The sequence below is a fragment of the Haemophilus parainfluenzae genome, from assembly GCF_003253005.1.
Lineage (GTDB): Bacteria > Pseudomonadota > Gammaproteobacteria > Enterobacterales > Pasteurellaceae > Haemophilus_D > Haemophilus_D parainfluenzae_M.
Window position 1 is genome coordinate 25,076 of record NZ_QEPZ01000003.1, and the last position, 19,684, is coordinate 44,759.

General features: G+C 39.9%; 20 protein-coding genes and 1 tRNA gene. 2 read left to right on the plus strand and 19 right to left on the minus strand.

Annotated features, from left to right (window positions below; all coding sequences use genetic code 11):
• Positions 1-26: 26 nt before the first annotated feature.
• The 10 genes from DPV97_RS04485 to DPV97_RS04530 form a co-directional block, all read right to left on the minus strand.
• The gene (locus tag DPV97_RS04485) at positions 27-1,694 is read right to left on the minus strand and encodes an anaerobic C4-dicarboxylate transporter (RefSeq protein ID WP_065242762.1); all 1,668 of its coding nucleotides are present in this window, start codon (positions 1,692-1,694) and stop codon (positions 27-29) included.
• 282 nt (positions 1,695-1,976) lie between these two features.
• Positions 1,977-2,207 (minus strand): acyl carrier protein, encoded by a 231-nt coding sequence (gene acpP / locus DPV97_RS04490; RefSeq protein ID WP_005544465.1) that lies wholly within the window; start codon positions 2,205-2,207, stop codon positions 1,977-1,979.
• 218 nt (positions 2,208-2,425) lie between these two features.
• Complete coding sequence (gene fabG, locus DPV97_RS04495) at positions 2,426-3,154, minus strand: 3-oxoacyl-ACP reductase FabG (protein ID WP_005695317.1); 729 nt, start codon at positions 3,152-3,154, stop codon at positions 2,426-2,428.
• A 13-nt stretch (positions 3,155-3,167) separates the two neighbouring features.
• Positions 3,168-4,106 carry an ACP S-malonyltransferase gene (gene fabD, locus DPV97_RS04500; protein ID WP_070714865.1) on the minus strand — a complete coding sequence of 313 codons (939 nt, stop codon included), beginning with the start codon at positions 4,104-4,106 and terminating at the stop codon, positions 3,168-3,170.
• Between the two features lie 92 nt (positions 4,107-4,198).
• Entirely contained in the window at positions 4,199-5,149 is a 951-nt protein-coding gene (locus tag DPV97_RS04505) for a beta-ketoacyl-ACP synthase III (protein WP_070714864.1), read from the minus strand.
• An 18-nt stretch (positions 5,150-5,167) separates the two neighbouring features.
• Complete coding sequence (gene plsX, locus DPV97_RS04510) at positions 5,168-6,187, minus strand: phosphate acyltransferase PlsX (protein WP_070714862.1); 1,020 nt, start codon at positions 6,185-6,187, stop codon at positions 5,168-5,170.
• 21 nt (positions 6,188-6,208) lie between these two features.
• Positions 6,209-6,379: a 50S ribosomal protein L32 gene (rpmF, locus tag DPV97_RS04515; protein WP_005544470.1), complete on the minus strand. Its 171-nt coding sequence runs from the start codon at positions 6,377-6,379 to the stop codon at positions 6,209-6,211.
• Between the two features lie 22 nt (positions 6,380-6,401).
• A complete protein-coding gene (gene yceD / locus DPV97_RS04520) occupies positions 6,402-6,926 on the minus strand; it encodes a 23S rRNA accumulation protein YceD (protein ID WP_070714861.1) in 525 nt (174 codons plus the stop codon).
• A 133-nt stretch (positions 6,927-7,059) separates the two neighbouring features.
• Complete coding sequence (locus DPV97_RS04525) at positions 7,060-8,904, minus strand: ABC transporter ATP-binding protein (RefSeq protein WP_070714859.1); 1,845 nt, start codon at positions 8,902-8,904, stop codon at positions 7,060-7,062.
• Positions 8,905-8,980: 76 nt separating this feature from the next.
• Positions 8,981-9,871, minus strand: coding sequence for a cupin domain-containing protein (locus DPV97_RS04530; protein ID WP_070714858.1), 891 nt, complete (start codon positions 9,869-9,871; stop codon positions 8,981-8,983).
• Positions 9,872-9,974: 103 nt separating this feature from the next.
• On the opposite strand from DPV97_RS04530, the gene DPV97_RS04535 reads away from it, so the two are divergent.
• Positions 9,975-10,319, plus strand: coding sequence for a carboxymuconolactone decarboxylase family protein (locus DPV97_RS04535; protein ID WP_005698020.1), 345 nt, complete (start codon positions 9,975-9,977; stop codon positions 10,317-10,319).
• Positions 10,320-10,390: 71 nt separating this feature from the next.
• Here DPV97_RS04535 and DPV97_RS04540 read toward each other — a convergent pair whose 3' ends face one another.
• Positions 10,391-11,446 carry a glycosyltransferase family 9 protein gene (locus DPV97_RS04540; RefSeq protein ID WP_070714854.1) on the minus strand — a complete coding sequence of 352 codons (1,056 nt, stop codon included), beginning with the start codon at positions 11,444-11,446 and terminating at the stop codon, positions 10,391-10,393.
• A gap of 77 nt (positions 11,447-11,523) precedes the next feature.
• Here DPV97_RS04540 and DPV97_RS04545 point away from each other — a divergent pair, with 77 nt between their 5' ends.
• Positions 11,524-12,249 carry a 3-deoxy-D-manno-octulosonic acid kinase gene (locus DPV97_RS04545; RefSeq protein WP_070714852.1) on the plus strand — a complete coding sequence of 242 codons (726 nt, stop codon included), beginning with the start codon at positions 11,524-11,526 and terminating at the stop codon, positions 12,247-12,249.
• A gap of 52 nt (positions 12,250-12,301) precedes the next feature.
• On the opposite strand, the gene DPV97_RS04550 is transcribed toward DPV97_RS04545, so the two are convergent.
• From DPV97_RS04550 to glyQ, 8 genes are all read right to left on the minus strand, one after another.
• Positions 12,302-12,378 (minus strand) — tRNA-Ile (locus DPV97_RS04550).
• An 86-nt stretch (positions 12,379-12,464) separates the two neighbouring features.
• Positions 12,465-14,531: a glycine--tRNA ligase subunit beta gene (gene glyS / locus DPV97_RS04555; RefSeq protein WP_111382903.1), complete on the minus strand. Its 2,067-nt coding sequence runs from the start codon at positions 14,529-14,531 to the stop codon at positions 12,465-12,467.
• A 48-nt stretch (positions 14,532-14,579) separates the two neighbouring features.
• Positions 14,580-15,527, minus strand: a complete 948-nt coding sequence (locus tag DPV97_RS04560) for a hypothetical protein (RefSeq protein ID WP_111382904.1) — start codon at positions 15,525-15,527, stop codon at positions 14,580-14,582.
• 116 nt (positions 15,528-15,643) lie between these two features.
• Entirely contained in the window at positions 15,644-16,921 is a 1,278-nt protein-coding gene (locus DPV97_RS04565) for a histidine-type phosphatase (RefSeq protein ID WP_111382906.1), read from the minus strand.
• A gap of 9 nt (positions 16,922-16,930) precedes the next feature.
• The gene (locus tag DPV97_RS04570; RefSeq protein ID WP_070714845.1) at positions 16,931-17,569 is read right to left on the minus strand and encodes a hypothetical protein; all 639 of its coding nucleotides are present in this window, start codon (positions 17,567-17,569) and stop codon (positions 16,931-16,933) included.
• A 137-nt stretch (positions 17,570-17,706) separates the two neighbouring features.
• On the minus strand, positions 17,707-17,964 hold the full coding sequence (locus DPV97_RS04575; protein WP_005709778.1) for a hypothetical protein: 258 nt from the start codon (positions 17,962-17,964) through the stop codon (positions 17,707-17,709).
• Positions 17,964-18,614: an FABP family protein gene (locus tag DPV97_RS04580; protein ID WP_070714843.1), complete on the minus strand. Its 651-nt coding sequence runs from the start codon at positions 18,612-18,614 to the stop codon at positions 17,964-17,966. The genes DPV97_RS04575 and DPV97_RS04580 overlap by 1 nt, the downstream gene beginning before the upstream one ends.
• Positions 18,615-18,666: 52 nt before the next feature.
• On the minus strand, positions 18,667-19,575 hold the full coding sequence (glyQ, locus tag DPV97_RS04585; RefSeq protein ID WP_070714842.1) for a glycine--tRNA ligase subunit alpha: 909 nt from the start codon (positions 19,573-19,575) through the stop codon (positions 18,667-18,669).
• Positions 19,576-19,684 lie beyond the last annotated feature (109 nt).

Consider the following 19,684-nt stretch of genomic DNA (forward strand, 5'->3'; position numbering starts at 1 on the left):
AGCCTTTTCTTTTATCAGTGAGTTAATTATAGATAACCAAACAAGCTTGTGAAAATGTAACCAAAGATACATGAAGTGATTACACCGATTAAGCCCGGTAAAATAAAGCTGTGGTTAATTACAAACTTACCAATGTGGGTTGTACCTGAACGGTCGAATTGGATTGCCGCAAGATCACTTGGGTAAGTAGGTAAAATGTAGTAACCGTAACAAGCTGAAGCAAAGGCTAAGATAACAGCTGGATCAACACCGATACCTAAAGCGAGTGGAACGAATGCAACCAATGCTGCCGCTTGTGAGTTTACGAATTTAGAAATTAATAATAACATCACCGCGTAAGTCCAAGGATGTGCTTTTACCACATCACCAAGTGCTGCTTTCATCATCGGTGTATGAACGGTAAACATGGTTTCCGCCATCCAAGAAATCCCGAATACAGCGACTAACGCAATCATACCTGAACGGAAAATTTCATTTTTACTGATTTTGCCCGCATCAGTTTTTGTAAAGATAACAATTAATGCACCCGCTAATAACATGAAGATTTGAATAACGTGAACCATACTTAAATTCACTTTTTTCTTCGCCGTATCTTTTAATACGATTGCAGCATTATCGATAGTTTCGGTTTTATCTCCCGCTGTGATCACAACTCTGTTATCTTGAGCGGTAATTGTTTGAGCAACTTCACCTTTATCGTTATAAATCGCGACGTTGTTATAGGCTGTTTTTACTTTTGCTTTACTGTCTTTAACATCAAGTACTAATGTACCATCTTTTGCTAACGCAACGATTTTACCGTCTTTAACATTAAAGGTTTTCACAGCTTTATCAGCAGAAACGATTTCAACCACTTGAGCTGGTGCTGATTTTTCAAAGGCTGGGCGTAAATCTTTAAAGTAACCTAATAGCGCTACCACTAAAATCGCACCAAAGAAGATCCACATCGCATTCCAGCTAGATTGTGGTAATTTTTTGTCTAACAATGATGTGCTATCACCATAAACATACTTTTTGAATTCTGGATCTTTTAATTTCTCTTGAAATTCCGGGTCTTTATCTAAATCTTTACCACGGAACCAACTGAAAATACCGATAGCTAATACACCACAAAGGGTTGAAGGCACAGTAATTTTTAATAAATCTAAATAGCCATCAAAACCTGCTAATGGGGTTTTAGCATTCACTAAGAATGTGGTTAAAGTCACTACTGCTACAGAAACTGGTGACGCAATGATACCCATTTGAGAAGCTATTGAACTTGCCGCCATTGGACGTTCAGGACGAATATCATTTTTGATCGCGATATCATAGATGATTGGCAACATGGTATAAACCACGTGACCTGTACCACATAAAATGGTTAAGAAACAGGTTACAAACGGCGCCAAAATACTGACATATTTCGGGTTACGACGAAGCATTTTCTCCGCAATTTGTAACATGACATCTAAACCACCACTGGCTTGTAATGTTGCCGATGTCACCACCACCGCAAGGATAGTTAACATCACATCGATAGCTGGCTTACCTGGTTCAATACCAAAGCCGAAAACAAGAACAATTAAGCCTACCCCACCGAGCATACCCAGTGCGATACCACCTTTTTTTGCCCCGTAAAACAAACAGATAAGAACAATAGCAAGCTGAATAGCAAACTGGCTACCTTCACCTAGGTTCATTAGAAAATCCATAAGATACTCCGAATCATTTTATGGTTAATTAGAAAAAATTTTGATCGAATACTAGCATCAAAATTAACTCATAATAAGTACTTTTAAGGTAAATCTTGTTTTAAATCAAAAAATAAAGGAACTAAATAATAAAAACAAATCTGAGTGAGATTAAATAAAGGAAAGTGCGGTCAGAAATTTAAGAGATTTAGATATATTTTGTTTTATTTAAAGATAAAGAATTTAGAAAAGAAATTTAAAGAAAAAAAATTAGGCGACCTAAAAGATCGCCCAACTTAAAAATTACTGATTGTTTTGAACGTAGTCAATCGCAGATTGAACAGTTGTGATTTTTTCAGCTTCTTCATCAGGAATTTCGATATCGAATTCTTCTTCTAAAGCCATTACTAATTCAACTGTATCTAAAGAGTCCGCACCTAAATCTTCAACGAAAGAAGCTTCTGGTTTTACGTCTTCTTCTTTAACACCTAATTGTTCAACGATGATTTTTTTCACGCGTTCTTCAATACTCATTTGTTTTTCCTATTGTTGTTTTAACTCATTTAAGAGCGGTTAGTGTATGCATTTTTGATAAAGTTGCAACTATTTCTTAGGTGGTCGCACCACAAAAAAATAGGCAATGTAAAAACACATACAGAGAAAAAGTTACATTGCGATTGGGATTTTATCATTAACTAAACTGCTTTGCTATATTTTATAGACAAAATCCCCGATATATATGCCCTAAAGGGTTAGCTCATATATAAGCCGCCATTCACATGTAATGTGGTACCGGTAATATAAGCCGCATCGTCAGAAGCTAAAAACGCTACCGCTTTTGCGATATCTTTTGGTTCACCTAAACGGCCTGCCGGTACATTACCAAGAATACCTGCTTTTTGTTCTTCAGTAAGCACTTCAGTCATATCTGTTGCGATAAAGCCGGGTGCTACAACGTTTACGGTAATGCCACGTGATGCCACTTCTTTCGCTAAACCTTTAGAGAAACCAATCAAGCCTGCTTTTGCTGCACAATAGTTAGATTGACCTGGGTTACCCATTGAACCCACCACTGAACCAATAGTAATGATACGCCCGAAACGTTTTTTCATCATGGAACGTAACATTGCTTTAGAAAGATGGAATACAGAAGTTAAGTTGGTTTGCATAATATCGAACCATTCTTCATCTTTCATACGCATTAATAAATTATCACGAGTGATACCTGCGTTATTCACAAGGATATCAATATCACCAAATTGTTCTTTAATTTGTTCTAATACGGCATCAATACTTTCTTTGTCTGCCACATTTAATACTAAACCTTTACCTTTATCACCAAGGTAAGCAGAAATGGTATCAGCACCTTTTTCAGAGGTTGCGGTACCAATTACAAATGCACCTTTTGATGCTAATTCTTCTGCAATTGCGCGACCAATACCACGTGTTGCACCTGTTACTAATGCGATTTTATTTTGCATTCTTAATCCCCTTTTATGCTAATAATGCTTCAACGGCATCTAATGATGCCACATCGTTTACTGATGTTGCTTGTAATTCTGCTACGATACGTTTTGTTAAACCGTTTAATACTTTACCTGGGCCGATTTCAACTAAAACCTCTACGCCATCTTGTGCCATTTTCTCAACGGTTTCAGTCCAACGAACTGGGCTATATAATTGGCGAATAAGTGCGGTACGAATTTCTGCACTTTCTGTTTCCGCTTTAACATCTACGTTATTTAATACTGGTATTGCTGGCGCATTAAGCGTAATCCCTTCAAGTGTTACAGCTAATTGATCAGCAGCTGGTTTCATTAATGCACAATGTGAAGGAACACTTACCGCTAATGGTAAAGCTCGTTTTGCGCCCGCTTCTTTACATAATGCAGCAGCACGTTCAACTGCCTCTTTCGCTCCAGCAATGACTACTTGACCTGGTGAGTTAAAGTTTACTGCAGACACCACTTTACCTTGCTCTGCTTGTTTACATGCATTGATAATCGCTTCATTGTCTAAACCAATAATCGCATACATTGCACCAGTACCTTCTGGTACTGCTTGTTGCATTAATTTACCGCGTAATTCGACTAATTTAATCGCATCTTTAAAATCAATGACACCTGCGCAAACTAATGCTGAATATTCACCTAAACTGTGACCAGCCATCACGCTTGGTTGCAATTGTGGGTATTTTTCTTGCCATACACGGAAAATCGCAATGGATGCCGCTAATAATGCCGGCTGAGTTTGCCAAGTTTTATTTAATTCTTCTGCCGGACCTTGTTGAACCAAGTTCCATAAATCATAGCCAAGCGCTTCAGATGCTTGTTTAAAAGTCTCAGCGACTACCGGATATTCGTTAGCAAGATCAGCCAACATGCCAACAGCTTGAGAACCTTGTCCTGGAAAAACCATTGCGAATTTTTTCATGTTTTCTTCCTATTTCTTCATCGTTTAAATGTTGAAAGTGCGGTCAAATTTAACCGCACTTTTAAAATTCTGTCGGGATTCTAACAAATTAATTAAAATCGCACCAATGCTGAACCCCAAGTCCAACCACCGCCAAAAGCTTCGAGTAGAAGCAATTGACCGCGTTGAATTCGGCCATCACGCACCGCTTCATCTAAAGCTGTTGGTACAGTCGCTGCACTGGTATTGGCTGTACGATCAAGCGTTACCACCACTTGCGACATATCCATCTCTAATTTTTTCGCTGTCGCAGTGATGATACGTAAATTCGCTTGATGCGGCACAAGCCAGTCGATATCTGTTTTTTGGAGATTATTGGCAGAAAGGGTTTCTTCCACGACATTGGAAAGCTCGCGCACCGCTAATTTAAAGGTTTCATTACCTTGCATTTCAATATAGCCAGATTTCTCCACGCCACGTTCTGCTTGTGGAAGCTGTAATGCCGCATTGTTATCTGACGATGCATGTAAATGCGTCGAAATAATACCTTCTTGCTCTGATGCTTCTAAGATCACGGCACCCGCACCATCACCAAATAAAACGACAGTACTACGATCAGTTTCGTCTAATTTACGCGAGTTAAGATCCGCACCAATGACAAGGGCTTTTTTCACGCTACCTGAACGAATAAATTTATCTGCTACGCCTAAAGCATAAACGAAACCGGTACAAGCCGCTGCTAAATCAAAAGAAATCGCGTCTTCAATACCTAATAAACCTTGAACTTGGCAAGCTGAACTTGGATAAGCGTGAGAACCACTGGTCGTTGCAACGATGATCAACTCAATTTCTTGAGGATCAAGATTGGCCATTTCAAGTGCTTTTTTGGCTGCTTCACATCCCATTGTTGCAACAGTTTCATCTGCTGCCGCAATACGACGTTCACGAATGCCAGAACGCGTCACGATCCATTCATCTGAAGTATCAACCATTTTTTCCAAATCCGCATTGGTACGAATATGGCTCGGCAAATAGCTACCGGTAGATAAAATTCTACTATTCATAATATCAAAACTTATTAATTAATAACGTTGTAAACCCGCCAAGATTTTTTGTGGAATTTGCAAACGAGCTTGCAAAGCTGCATCTGCAATTGCACGAGCAAATGCATCCACATTTGCGCTGCCATGACTTTTCACCACAACAGCCGTTAATCCGAGTAAAGATGCCCCATTATATTCATCTGGGTTAATGCGTTTCAAGCGATGATAAGCATCCTTAAAGAAAAAACGCAGAATCAATTTGGCAAATGATTTAAAAATAGGCTGTTTTTCTTTTCCTTTCAGAAGAGATAACAGATTCTTAGCCGCCCCTTCAAGGGTTTTTAATGCAATATTTCCCGAAAACCCATCACTCACGATCACATCAGCCACGCCATTTAATAAAAAGTTACCTTCAATAAAGCCGATATAATGAAGTGCGGTCGATTTTTCTAATAAATTCGCGGCTTCACGAATGGATTGATGTCCTTTAATTTCTTCCACACCAATATTGAGTAAAGCAATACGTGGATAAACTAAGTTCAATCGGTTTTCGGCAAAGATCGAGCCCATGACGGCAAATTCATAAAGATTTTGAGCAGAACATTCTACGTTTGCGCCTAAATCTAACATTACGGTTTTATCACCCGTCATCGACGGTAATAAGGATACCAACGCTGGGCGTTGAATCCCTTCTAAAGGCTGTAAGAGTACCTTTGACAATCCCATCAATGCACCTGTATTCCCTGCACTCACACAACCTTGTGCCTCGCCTTTCTGAACCATTTCAATTGCTAAACGCATCGACGTGCCTTTGCTATGACGCAATGCATGAGAAATGCCTTGATTGTTATCAATAGTCTTAGTGCAATGATGAATTTGAATACGTTCTAAAAGAGAAGAGGGTGCATTTTCCAGTAAAGGGGAAATTTGTTGGCTATCGCCAAACAGCACTAAAGAGAGCATTGGATCTGCTTCCAACGCTGAAAGAGATGCGGGGATAGTAATACGGGGACCAATGTCCCCGCCCATCACATCTAACGCTAAGGTTAGACGGTGCAAGTGAATACCTTATAAGTAAAATTACTTATTGATCACTTTGCGACCACGGTAGTAACCGTCAGCAGTTACGTGGTGGCGTAAGTGAGTTTCACCGCTTGCTTTATCCACTGATACTGCAGCAGTAGTTAATGCATCGTGTGAACGACGCATATCACGACGTGAACGAGATTTTTTGTTTTGTTGAACAGCCATTGGCTATACTCCTAAATTTAATTTACTTTTGCTTTAAATTAGCTAATACAGCGAACGGGTTCGGTTTTTTTGCCAATTCTTCAGGCAATTCGCCAAAAACCTGTTCGTGCGCGGACACTTCACAGTGTTCAGATGAATGCATTGGAACAAGCGGTAGAGCTAAAATAAGTTCGTCTTCCACTGCACCAAGTAAATCTATTTCACCAAACGTATTAAATTCGATTGGCTCATAAATTTCCGGCAAGTCATCAGCCTGATCCCAATTAGCCACTGGACTATACATAAAATGACATTCCAATGTTTGTTTGAATAGTTCGCCACAACGTTGACAGTCTAATTCGACATCAACTTGTACTTGCCCTTTCATCACCACTAATTTTTGTGGATCAATATAAAACGATAATGTTACCTGTGCATCGCTGAGCACTTTCCCCGTAGATTCAGCTAAACGCACTAACTGACTAGCGGTATAATAACCATCATAATCAATTCTTTGTTGAGCGTCTTTAACCGGATCAACGGTTAGGGGTAGTTTTACCTTTTGCATAGGGTGCGAATATTACCTGTTGTCAATAAAATAGTCAAAGGAAATTCGCACTAATTATAAGAAAAGTTCAATCTCTATCTAAACTCTCTCAAGATTTACACCTTTGCAAAGTGCGGTCATTTTTTCCTGTGTTTTACTCGGCATGCTCACTCAAGAAGCCACCACTTTGATGTTTCCAAAGGCGAGCATAAAGGCCATTTTGTTCAAGCAATTCTGCGTGAGTCCCTTGCTCAACAATTTGCCCTTTATCTAACACAATTAAACGATCCATTGCCGCAATAGTGGATAAACGGTGAGCGATGGCAATAACCGTTTTATTTTCCATCATCTTGTCGAGACTTTCCTGGATCGCCACTTCCACTTCGGAGTCTAACGCACTGGTTGCTTCATCCAACAGTAGAATTGGTGCATTTTTTAACATGACACGTGCAATAGCAATACGTTGACGTTGACCGCCAGACAATTTCACTCCACGTTCACCAACATGGGCATCATAGCCTTTTCTACCTTGCGCATCGCTGAGATAAGGGATGAAATCGGCTGCTTCCGCACGTTTAGCCGCATTGATCATTTCTTCATCTGTCGCTGTTGGGCGACCATAAATGATGTTATCGCGAACAGAACGGTGTAAAAGCGAGGTATCTTGTGTTACAAGACCAATCTGACTACGAAGGCTTTCTTGGCTTACATCTAAAACATTTTGACCATCAATGGTAATTGAACCTTCTTGTGCTTCGTAGAAACGTAGAAGTAAATTCACAATGGTTGATTTACCTGCACCAGAACGACCAATTAAGCCCACTTTTTCACCTGGTTTGATGGTGAGAGTAAAATGGTTAAGTAACGGTTTATTCGAATCATAGGCAAACGAAACATTGTTAAATTTTATCTCACCTTGTTTTACTTCTAATGCAACACAATTTGGCTTATCAACAATGGTATGCGGTTTGGTTAGCGTTGCCATACCATCATTCACTGTCCCGATATTTTCAAATAAACGAGCTGATTCCCACATAATCCAACGAGAAAGACCATTTACACGTAATGCCATCGCGGTTGCTGTAGCCACTGCTCCCACGCCAACTTGGCCGTTTTGCCATAACACCACACCTAAAATCGCAGTGCTTAACGTTAAGAAAATATTGGTTGCGTAAGTTAAGGTATCTAATGAGCTCGCCAACCGCATTTGTACATGCACGGTGACCATGAATTCTTCCATGGAGCGTTTTGCATAATTCGCTTCTCTCGCATCATGTGAAAATAGTTTCACCGTTGCAATATTTGAGTAAGCATCCGTAATACGTCCTGTCATTAGAGAACGCGCATCAGCTTGTCGTTGTGCTGTTTTCGCTAAACGAGGAATAAGCAAACGTAAAATAGTCACAAATGCCACAATCCACAAGAAAAACGGCACTAAAAACCAAGTATCTAAAGCCGCAAGCACCAAACCTGAAGTAATAAAATAGACGGCAACATACACCAGCATATCCGCAATGGTCATGACTGTATCACGCACCGCAAGCGCAGTTTGCATCACTTTCGCCGATACGCGACCTGCAAATTCATCTTGGTAGAAGCTTAAACTTTGGCCTAGCATCAAACGGTGGAAATTCCAACGCAAACGCATTGGAAACACCCCTTGTAGTGTTTGTAAGCGCACATTCACGCCCACAAATGACCATACAATACTGAAAATAAGCAAGGCTGTCATGCCGGCAAGCAAATGCCCTTTTTCTTGCCAAAGTGTGGTTGGTGAATAAGCACCCAGCCAATCCACCAATAATCCCATAAATTGGAAAAGTAAGGCTTCCATCACACCGGTACCGACCGTCAATACCGCGAGTAAAAAGATCCAGCCTTTCATGCCATCAATGCTTGACCAAATAAAACGAAACAAACCTTTTTCAGGCGTCGTTGGATTGCTTTCCGGATAAGGATTTAAACGGTTTTCAAACCATGAAAATATTTTATTAAACATAATAATACCTTAAAAAATTAAAGGCGACAGAGCCGCCTAAAGTGCGGTCATTATAACGTAAGTTTCAAACGATGGGCTAGGTTTTGCGAAATTGGCTCGGTGAAAGCCCATAAATTGCTTTAAACGCCTTACTAAAATGTGCTTCTGATTGATACCCTACCTCAAGGGCGATTGCCAAAATGGTCTTTTGCGTATTTTTCAATAAAACAGCCGCCATTTCTAACCGCACTTGTGTGAGAAATTTTCCTGGTGGCATCCCGAGTTGCTGTTGAAAGATCCGCATAAAGGTCGCACGAGACATGGATGCCAACTCGGCTAATTGCTCAATATTCCAATCTAATTGAGGTGAAAACAGGATTTTTTCAAGGACTTGATTCAGTCTTTTATCCTGCAACGAGGCTAATAAGCCTTGATTGAGCAAACCTATTTGTTGAGCATGACGCAAAATATAAATAAACAACACATTTGATAGCGCGTCTATCACGGATTTTGTGCCTTGCTCCGGTTTCTCGGTTTCTTGTAAAAAAAGTGAAACCAAAGGCTGCACTGGCGTATTTTGTAGCGAAAGATGTAAGTAATCTGGTAACGACTCAATTAATAATGACGGTTTTTGATAATAAAACGTCCCACAAAACATCTTCAGATCGGGCGTACCTGCACCTATTTGATGGACATTAAAAAGTGCGTTTGATTTCTCTCTCTGTAGACTATTCTCTCTTTTTTGTTGAGAACTGCCCAAAAAGTGCGGTCTATTTTGAGGGAGAAAAAAGAGATCGCCTTTTTTCAAATGAAACTGTTTTTCTGCAAAGGTTACCCAGCACTCACCTTGCTCAATTAAATGAAATAAACCTTGATATTCCGCCGCATCTGGCTGATGTTCAACTTGCCAATCCCCTTGAAACAAGCAGCGAATATTAATTTCCCCACGCACTTGCGCCAGTTGCGTTAATTTATCTAAATAATCCATTGTGAGATTTTCCGTCTAAAAGTTAAGACAATTTGACAAGTATCATACGCTAATCTGCTTATAATTCCTCCCGAAATTTGTACTAAATTTAAGGAGAAAAACTATGTTTGCAGATTGGAAAAATGATGTAGCACACGTTAAAAAATCATTCGGTGCATTAGGTAAAAAATACCCTAAAATGTTACAAGCTTACGGCGCATTAGGTGCGGCTGCAGCAGAAGGTAACGTATTAGATGCCAAAACCCGTGAATTAATTGCATTAGCCGTTGCAGTAACAACACGTTGTGAAAGCTGCATTGGCGTGCATGCTGATGAAGCGGTGAAAGCAGGTGCAACTGAAGAAGAAGTGGCAGCAGCATTAGCGATGTCTATCGCATTAAATGCAGGTGCAGCTTACACCTATTCTCTTCGTGCATTAGAAGCTTACAACGCACAAAAAGGCGAATAATTCGCAAGAAACTTTATGATTCTTTTAGCCCTCATTTGAGGGCTTTTTTTATCTCTAAAATTGACCGCACTTTAAAATAAATTCAAGGCTCTCATCTGGGCTACCACTTGTTCTACCTGAATTTCAGCCATTAAATTTTTGCCTTTTAATTTTGTCGCCCAAGGCAATTCACTTGAAGGTTTTCCTTGTTCTTTTTGCACATTTTCTTCATATACCGACACCACATTATCCAGATTATGATAAGGTGCGGTGCGCAATGGATTGTGATAGGCATACAATCCAATCACTGGCGTACCTTGAGTAGTAGCAATATGGGCCGGACCTGAATCGGGCGAGATGACTAAATTTGCTTGATGAATTAATGCGGCAAGTTGTTTCAAACTGGTTTTGCCTGAAGCATCAACCGGTTGAAAGTCACAAAGTGTGGTAATTTTTTTCACCATTTCTAATTCGTGTTTTGCCGGCGAGCTACAAAAAATCACATTCACATTATGTTGATGAGCAATATTTGCCACTTCCGCATAACGTTCAATCAACCAATCTTTCTCGGCTTTACTAGAACAAGGGGAAATAATCAGATTTTTACGTGTAGGATCAATAAACTGTTTGGCATATTCTCGATCTGAATCAGAAATTGCCAATTGCCAAGAAAGCATTTCTGCTGGTGGCACTCCTAGATAATCGGCAAAAGCCATAAAACCATCTAGTACATGAGGCGTTTCAGGATCTTGAACTCGACGATTCACAAACAACCACTGCCCTTCTCGAGAACGTTTTTTGCCAAACCCAATTTTATATTTCGCTTGAAGACCAAGAGAGATAATAGAAGCACGAAATGCCGTCTGCATATTCAAAAGTGCATCAAATTGATTATTTTTCAAAAACATCCATAAATTCCACACACCTTTCCAACCGCTCTTTTTATCGTAAGGAATCAATTCCACGCCTTCAATACCAGAAAGCAGACCCATTTCTGTTTTACCCACAATCCACGTTAATTTTGTTTGCGGCCAATAACGTTGAATATGTTGTACCACCGCAAGTGCATGGCAAACATCACCCACCGCAGACAAACGCAAAATGCAAAGTGATTTAGGGGAAGAGGTAAAAAGTGGAGAATGGGACATTTGAGTTCCTCGCGCATTTAATTTCCGTCTATTTTAAAGTAGAATGAGGGCATTTTCTATTATTCGGTTCAACTAAAATGCTTGAATTCCAACAAGATAATCAATTCTTTCTTTTTAATCTCACGGAAAAACCAACTGAACCCGCTTCATTTTTTGAATCGGCTTTTTGGGAAAAACAACAACGTATTACTGGTTCAGCCAAAGGACGCGGCACAACCTATTTCCTGAATACAAAAGATCTGTTTGGTGTAAACACTGCCCTTCGTCATTATTATCGCGGTGGTTTATGGGGAAAATTCAACAAAGATCGCTATCGTTTTCAATCATTTAGTGAAACTCGTAGCGTGGCAGAATTTCAGCTTTTAAATCAACTCCATCAAGCAGGTTTAGCCGTACCCAAACCAATTGCTGCACGTGTTAAAAAAGGCAAACTAGGGATTTGTTATCAAGCGGATATCTTGATTGAAAAGATCGAAAATGCTCAAGATCTGACCGCACTTTTGCAAACCCAGCAACTGCCGAATGACATCTGGCAAGCCATTGGTAAATTAATTCGTCAGTTGCATAATTTGCAAATTTGCCATACGGATCTCAACGCTCACAATATTCTCGTTCAACAACTCGGAAATGAACAAAAATGTTGGCTCATTGATTTCGATAAGTGCGGTCAAAAATCGGGTGATTTTTGGAAGCAAGGCAACTTGGAAAGATTACACCGCTCTTTTGTCAAAGAAGCCAGCAGAATGAATATTCAGTTCAATGAAGAAAATTGGACTGAATTGTTGAAAGGGTATAACACCTAAAACGCGTTAGAAAAAGACAATAAAAAAGACCGCCTAATGCGATCTCAATAAATGGTCCCCCCTGCCGGACTTGAACCAGCGACCAAGCGATTATGAGTCGCCTGCTCTAACCGACTGAGCTAAGGGGGGAAAGTGCGGTGATTATAGAGAAATAATCACTTGAAGTCTATAAAAGAAGGGATGATTGATGAAAAATCAATCATCCTTTTTTATCATTATTGAAGCACTGAAATATCAGCTACTTGTAAGAACAAGTCTTGCAACGTATTTAAAATCGCTAAGCGGTTTTGACGTAATGCAGGATCTTCGGCATTCACCATCACATTATCAAAAAAACTGTCCACTGGTGCGCGTAAATTCGCTAATTTATCTAACACAGCGGTGTAATCGCCTTGTGCGATAAGCGGTTGTACTTCAGTGCGTAATGCAAGTACCGCTTCAGCAAGGGCTTTTTCTGCTGGCTCTACGCACGCGGTCAAATTGATCTCGCCAATTGTAGCATCCGCTTTGGCTAAGATGTTGCTTACACGTTTATTTGCTGCTGCTAACGCTTCCGCTGAATCTAACGTACGGAAGTGAGAAACCGCACGTACACGTGCATCAAAATCAGCAGGGCGAGTTGGACGACGCGCCAATACTGCTTGAATCACATCCACTGCAATGCCTTCATCTTGATACCATGCACGGAAACGGCCGAGCATGAAGTCCACCACATCGGCAACCACGTTTTTATTCGTAAGTTTATCACCAAAAAGTGCGGCTGATTTTTTCACTAAATCTTCTAAATCTAGTGGTAAGTTTTTCTCTACGATAATACGTAACGCTCCTAATGCCGCACGACGCAATGCAAATGGGTCTGCGCTACCTTTTGGTGCTTGGCCGATACCGAAGATACCCGTTAGGGTGTCAAATTTATCCGCTAAAGCAACCGCACTTGCCACCAAAGATTTAGGTAATTCATCACCCGCAAAGCGTGGCATATATTGTTCGTTTAACGCCACTGCGACTTCTTCATCTTCACCGTCATGACGAGCGTAATGCATACCCATTACACCTTGTGTATCGGTGAATTCAAACACCATGTTGGTCATCAAATCACATTTTGAGAGTAAACCCGCACGTTTTGCTTTCGCTTCGTCTGCACCGATTTGTTTCGCAATTTCGCCTGCAAGTTGTTCAATGCGGTCAGTTTTGTCTTTCAATGTACCGAGTTGCTGTTGGAACAACACGGTTTCTAAACGTGGTAAACGATCAACCAGTTTTTGTTTTAAGTCGGTTTTGAAGAAGAATTCTGCATCGGTTAAACGTGGACGAACCACTTTTTCGTTTCCTTCAATGATTGCGGTTGGATCTTCAGGATTGATGTTTGAGACAAAAATAAAGTGCGGTAATAATTTTCCGTCTTTGTCATAAATTGGGAAATATTTTTGGTCGCCTTTCATGGTGTAAACCAAAGCTTCTGCAGGCACCGCTAAGAAACGTTCTTCAAATTTAGCCGCTAAAACGTTTGGATATTCCACCAAGGAAGTGACTTCTTCAAGCAAGCTTTCTTCAATATCAGCCACGCCGCCAAGTGCGGCCGCTTTTGATTGAGATTTTGCCAAAATTTCTGCTTTACGCTCGTTGAAATCAGCCACTACAGAACCTTTTTCACGCAATAATTGCGGATATTGATCTGCATGTTGAATTTCAAATTCTTTCTCGCCTAAGAAACGGTGACCGCGAATAGTGCGAGCACTTGCCACACCTAAAATTTCGCCTTTGATTAACTCATCACCTAACAGCATGGTCACAGTATGAACTGGACGAATAAATTGCACGGTTTTATCAGCCCAACGCATTGGTTTTGGAATTGGCAATTTTGCTAGCGCATTTGCCACAATGTCGTTCAGCAAGTTTTTAGTTGGCTGACCCTCAATTTTTGCACGATGAACTAACCATTCGCCTTTATCGGTCGCAATGCGTTCTGCTTGCTCAACGGTAATACCACAACCGCGCGCCCAGCCTTCTGCCGCTTTAGTTGGTTTGCCTTCTGCATCAAAGGCTGCAGATACTGCTGGCCCGCGTTTTTCGATTTCTTTGCTCGGTTTCTGTGTGGCTAAGTTCAACACTTTCACCGCTAAACGGCGCGGTGCCGCAAACCATTCGATTTTATCGAAGGTTAAACCCGCTTGGTTTAATTCCGCCTCAACGTTATCCGCAAAAGAGGTCGCTAATGTTTTGAGAGCTTTTGGTGGCAGCTCTTCAGTGCCGATTTCTACTAGGAAGTTTTGGGTTGTCATTTTGTTTCTCTTAAATAAGGCAAATTTAATATACTAAACATTTGTTAGTTAGAATTGATTTTTATTTAGAACTCCTTGAAATTGAACTTCTTCATAAGCATTTCTTAAACTATCAATTTGGTCATTTAAATTCTTTTCAAATAGTTCTTTCCTTTGTAACTCTGCAGCTTTTACTAGTAGCTCATTAAGTTCAACAGGATTTTCAGGATCTCGAACACTAATACTTTCACCAATAATATCACTAAACTTAGTACATATTTTATCTATAGTTAGCTCTTCTTTTACATTTTTCTCTATCTCAGACAAAATATTCTTTATAGGCGCTATAGTTTCAGTAGAAGGAACAACTAAATATATACACTCATCAAAATTATTATTTTTAGGATAATCTGAATCACTTCTAAGTTGAATTCCTTTGCTAGGATGAATAAATACTGAAAAAATACTAGAACCACAATTGGTTTGGAAATTTAAGCCATCACAATCTTTACCAAGTTCAAAGAATTCAGCCTTATAATATAAATTTAGAATATAAAGCCCAGCCATTGATGAAATAAGATGTTTTATATTTGCTCTTTCTAGAGAGGTTCTTCTGTTGTGTTTTATCGCTTGATACGCTTGCAACCACTTTTCAGAACTAGAACCTCGTTTATGAGCTTTCTTGAGAGGAGAAAGGAGTTTATTTTCATCATTATTAAAATAAAAATTATTGGAAACAACTTGTACTTTTTTTGATTCCAATTTCCATAAAGAATTCAAGTAGTTCATACAATCAGTATCAAAAAACAGGTTATTATCATCTGCTTTTGGTCCACCATTATTTATATATAACTCTTTCGCTAATGACTCAAACTCAATAGAAGCTCTTATCAAGAGTTCGGAAATCTTCATGGAATAAACATTTATTTGTTTATCATCAACATGAATATGATTAGTTAATTCAATCAGTTCTTTTTCTAAATTCTGATAGACAGACCAATATAAATTATTAGACATAATTATTCCTTTATAAGAAATCCTTCTCTCGCCCGTTCCACCACCAATGCAATCGCTGTTCTAACACTTCTTTACTTGGCAACACCGTCATATATTCCGCGATGTGAATATCAGAATTATTTACTTCCTGATAGCTTACCGTTCTTAATACTCTCCCTCAACACCCGTTGAAATTGCTCATAATCACAAAAGCCCTTTTCATCTCTTTCACAACCTTTGAGGGTTAATGCTATTTGGTTTGGTGGAGTCGCTAAACTTAATGGCGTGATGTTAATCAGCTGTTCGGTGGTTTGATACACATAATCCAACTTAAATTTAAGTTTGCCACTTGGTTTGTGTTTCCATACTTCAAATAGCAACTTGCCACCGATTGGGATATTTTCTAATGAATCATCCAACTCATAAGGCTCAACACCTAGTGCTGCAAGCAGAGCGACGATATTAGAATCATGTCCAACCAATAAGTTAATTTTGTTTTCACTATTTAGCTGTTGCTGAATAAATGCCAATAACGGATATGATGCATTTTGTGCTAACGCTTCGTTATTTTTAAATAAAGTACGGTAATATTCGTTTTTAATTTCGTTAATTGCACGCCATTTTTCTTGGCTATCCACGCGACCGTTTGCGATTTCTGAAGCAGGCTTGCCCACATAATGCGCGAGCAATAATGCACTGACAATTTTCTTTCCTTTGCTGATAGAGCCAGTAATTTTGACTGACTTGCCGTCTTTAATACTGTATTCACCGACTTTTCCACCTAAATCACACTCGCCTTTTTGTAAGCAGTTTGGTGAATGTTTATAATCGATGATTTCACTCAATAGCGCATAATTTGGCGCTAATTTTTGCTGTAAAGCGGTTAAATCAACGTTATTTTTTGCAGATTCAATCAAGTCTTGGCTTGGATTATGCGCCTGCGTGTTGAAAATGGGATCTTTTTCTGAACCAATTTTACCGTGATGTTGCAGTTGAACATTACAACCCGCAAATGCACCAGAAACAATCGCTTGCCCTGTTGCAATGGTGCGTTGCACACCATTTGCATAAGCAAAAATGCCTTCGCCCGATGCACAACGTTCTGTTGTTAGTAACCCTTTATCTGCAAGCCATTGACCTAAATACTGTCCGAAATAGGTTTCTAGCACCGTCCCTTTTGCAGTGAGATAGCCAGATGGTACATTCCATTTTGCCCATTCATACGGGGAATATTTCGCCATTTCTTGCGGATCTTTTTCCACTGGTGAACGCAATCCGTGTCGGCTGAAAATCAATACTTTCTCTAATTCATAATCAGAACTTGAGGAAGTTTGAGCATTTTCTGTTGCAAACGCACTACTTGCTAAAGCTGAGCCAAGCAAAAGTGCGGTGAATTTTAGGGTTATTTTTTTCATATTCGAGACCTAATCTAATTTTTCTACTAGTACCAATCTTTCTTCATTCACGCAATCCACTAAAATGCGTTTTACCCGTTCTTGCCAGAGGCTTTGGAAATGCGTGATTTCATCTGCTTTTAATTGATTGTTAAATGCTCTTGGCAGCAACTCACGGATTTCATCTGACCATGGGGCTACTTCATCTAAATTAAGGGTTAATTTAACCGCACTTTGATTATCTTTACGTTTTAAGATGAAGGTCGCATCAGTTTCATTATTGAAGCTCAATAAATTTCGGCGAGAAAAACGTTTAGCCACACCCATGCCAGCAAAACCCACTTCCGTTGTTGCGCCCGTAAGTAATGTTGCGATAGAGGCAACCACACCTGTTGTGCCTTCTTCTCTACCTTTTGTCATCAATACTTCAATATTGCCACGCTCTGGCATGTCATTACCATAAAGCGCTTTTAAACCTCGAATAACCGCAACAAAGCTTCCTGCAACAGTCGGGCAAGAATGACCAGCCAGTTTCACTGCATCTTGATAAGAATAGGTCATTAAACCACCTTCTGCTGCACCTAAAAATGCAGCTAAGGGATCACGCAAACAAATCGTCGGTCCTTGCTCAAAGAAAGTAGGAACGCCATTTTTAAATTCAATTGTCATAGTAAGATCCTTAGGATTACTTGTTACTTCTATTATGAAATGAAACTACTTACGAATCTTCCAACTTGTCTTGGTTTTCATTACAAGCGATCAAAATCATGGCAGAGGTTGCAAGAGCTAACGTTTTTTTCATCACTTTAGAAAATCTCTTTTAATTTAGATTCATCTAAAATAACACGATCATCATCTAACAATAACGCTGGAAAGCCCGCATAGCCTTGTGCTTTGGCATCATCAAATGCGGCGTGACGATCACGTAAGCGTAACCATTGTTTCAAGTTTGGAATGGAAGATAATACTTCCACTGACTCATAATCCACGCCCAAGCGCTTTAACTCTGCCACAAATGGCGCAGTATCAGGGCAATCTGCCGCATAATAAAGAATGGGTTTCATTATTCACCTCCTTGTTCTGCTGCCGCAGTTGGATTTAATTTCGGCTCAGCAATTTTGGTTAAGCGGTTACGATCACGATGTTCAAACGGCGCATCATAATTCGGGATAATCATGGTTGTTGTTTGATCGTATGACCAAGTGCCATCATCATGGAATTTTACCGTCATTTCAAAACTTTCCGTTGTAAATGAACGCTCTAAGAACGGATTCGAAATGATACCGTTTGTTAGTGAACCACGTACTGCTTTTACCGTAAACTCTTTCGCATCAGCTGGGGCATTACCGACAGCAATAAAGGTTTGCCCACGTGGAATGCTACCTGTTAATAAAATATTGCCTGTTTCAGGTTCCCATAACCAATAACCCACTTGGTCGTGGAATGTTTCCACTTCACCTGGCTCAACAATATGGGTGTGATAACGTAATCCATAATAGAGTTGCGGACCGTTGGTTTGACCATCAGTTGGATGGGCTTCGTAACGCTCGATATAAGGATCTTTTTCTGGCCCTTCTGCTTTCGGGTTGATATCCACACCACGCTTACCTTCCCAAACCCCTGCTAATTTTGCCAATGGGCCTAAATTCGCAAGTGTATTAGGATCAGTTTCTGCTTCCGTGTAGATATCATCTGGGTATTGAAAATCTTTCATTATTTTCTCCTTATATCGTTGTGTTAATGCTTAAAGTGCGGTTGTTTTTTGCCTATTTTTTACAGCCAGGGAAACCTAAGGCTTCACGGCTTGCATAATAAGCTTCAGCCACGCCTTTAGTTAATGCACGAATACGTAAAATGTAGCGTTGACGCTCGGTTACCGAAATCGCTTTACGTGCATCTAACAAGTTAAAGCTGTGTGCTGCTTTCAAAATACGCTCATAAGCCGGCAATGGTAATGGTTTTTCTAAGGCTAATAACTCTTGTGCTTCTTTTTCGTATTGATCGAAGCAGTAGAATAAGAAATCTGTGTTTGCGTGTTCAAAGTTATAGGTTGATTGCTCAACTTCGTTTTGATGGAACACATCACCGTAAGTAGTTTTGCCAAGCGGACCGTCAGACCAAACTAAGTCATACACAGAATCTACGCCTTGAATGTACATGGCTAAACGCTCTAAACCGTAGGTCACTTCACCTGTTACTGGTTTACATTCTAAGCCACCCACTTGTTGGAAATAGGTAAATTGGGTCACTTCCATGCCGTTTAACCACACTTCCCAGCCCAAGCCCCAAGCACCTAAGGTTGGGTTTTCCCAGTTATCTTCTACGAAACGAATGTCGTTTTGTGTCGGATCGAAACCGAGCATTTCAAGTGAACCTAAATAGAGTTCTTGAATGTTATCTGGAGACGGTTTAATCACCACTTGGAATTGATAGTAATGTTGTAAACGGTTTGGGTTTTCGCCATAACGACCATCGGTAGGACGACGTGAAGGTTGCACATAAGCAAATGCCATCGGCTCTGGGCCTAACGCGCGTAATGCAGTCATTGGGTGAGAAGTTCCAGCGCCCACTTCCATATCAAAAGGTTGAACAACGGTACAACCTTGATTTGCCCAATATTCTTGCAAGGCTAAAATCATGCCTTGGAATGTTTTTACGTTGAATTTTGTACTCATAATTTTTTAATAACAATGTGATGAAAAATACAGGCATTATACTTGAAACTATAAGGCGGATAAAGGCGAAAAAGTGCGGTCAAAAACCGAATTTTTTTACAAAATGAAC

Coding starts and splice junctions, on each gene's coding strand:
- DPV97_RS04485 (WP_065242762.1), bottom strand. CDS start 1,694: ATGGATTTTCTAATGAACCTAGGTGAAGGTAGCCAGTTTGCTATTCAG.
- acpP (WP_005544465.1), bottom strand. CDS start 2,207: ATGAGTATTGAAGAACGCGTGAAAAAAATCATCGTTGAACAATTAGGT.
- fabG (WP_005695317.1), bottom strand. CDS start 3,154: ATGCAAAATAAAATCGCATTAGTAACAGGTGCAACACGTGGTATTGGT.
- fabD (WP_070714865.1), bottom strand. CDS start 4,106: ATGAAAAAATTCGCAATGGTTTTTCCAGGACAAGGTTCTCAAGCTGTT.
- DPV97_RS04505 (WP_070714864.1), bottom strand. CDS start 5,149: ATGAATAGTAGAATTTTATCTACCGGTAGCTATTTGCCGAGCCATATT.
- rpmF (WP_005544470.1), bottom strand. CDS start 6,379: ATGGCTGTTCAACAAAACAAAAAATCTCGTTCACGTCGTGATATGCGT.
- yceD (WP_070714861.1), bottom strand. CDS start 6,926: ATGCAAAAGGTAAAACTACCCCTAACCGTTGATCCGGTTAAAGACGCT.
- DPV97_RS04525 (WP_070714859.1), bottom strand. CDS start 8,904: ATGTTTAATAAAATATTTTCATGGTTTGAAAACCGTTTAAATCCTTAT.
- DPV97_RS04530 (WP_070714858.1), bottom strand. CDS start 9,871: ATGGATTATTTAGATAAATTAACGCAACTGGCGCAAGTGCGTGGGGAA.
- DPV97_RS04535 (WP_005698020.1), top strand. CDS start 9,975: ATGTTTGCAGATTGGAAAAATGATGTAGCACACGTTAAAAAATCATTC.
- DPV97_RS04540 (WP_070714854.1), bottom strand. CDS start 11,446: ATGTCCCATTCTCCACTTTTTACCTCTTCCCCTAAATCACTTTGCATT.
- DPV97_RS04545 (WP_070714852.1), top strand. CDS start 11,524: ATGCTTGAATTCCAACAAGATAATCAATTCTTTCTTTTTAATCTCACG.
- glyS (WP_111382903.1), bottom strand. CDS start 14,531: ATGACAACCCAAAACTTCCTAGTAGAAATCGGCACTGAAGAGCTGCCA.
- DPV97_RS04560 (WP_111382904.1), bottom strand. CDS start 15,527: ATGTCTAATAATTTATATTGGTCTGTCTATCAGAATTTAGAAAAAGAA.
- DPV97_RS04565 (WP_111382906.1), bottom strand. CDS start 16,921: ATGAAAAAAATAACCCTAAAATTCACCGCACTTTTGCTTGGCTCAGCT.
- DPV97_RS04570 (WP_070714845.1), bottom strand. CDS start 17,569: ATGACAATTGAATTTAAAAATGGCGTTCCTACTTTCTTTGAGCAAGGA.
- DPV97_RS04575 (WP_005709778.1), bottom strand. CDS start 17,964: ATGAAACCCATTCTTTATTATGCGGCAGATTGCCCTGATACTGCGCCA.
- DPV97_RS04580 (WP_070714843.1), bottom strand. CDS start 18,614: ATGAAAGATTTTCAATACCCAGATGATATCTACACGGAAGCAGAAACT.
- glyQ (WP_070714842.1), bottom strand. CDS start 19,575: ATGAGTACAAAATTCAACGTAAAAACATTCCAAGGCATGATTTTAGCC.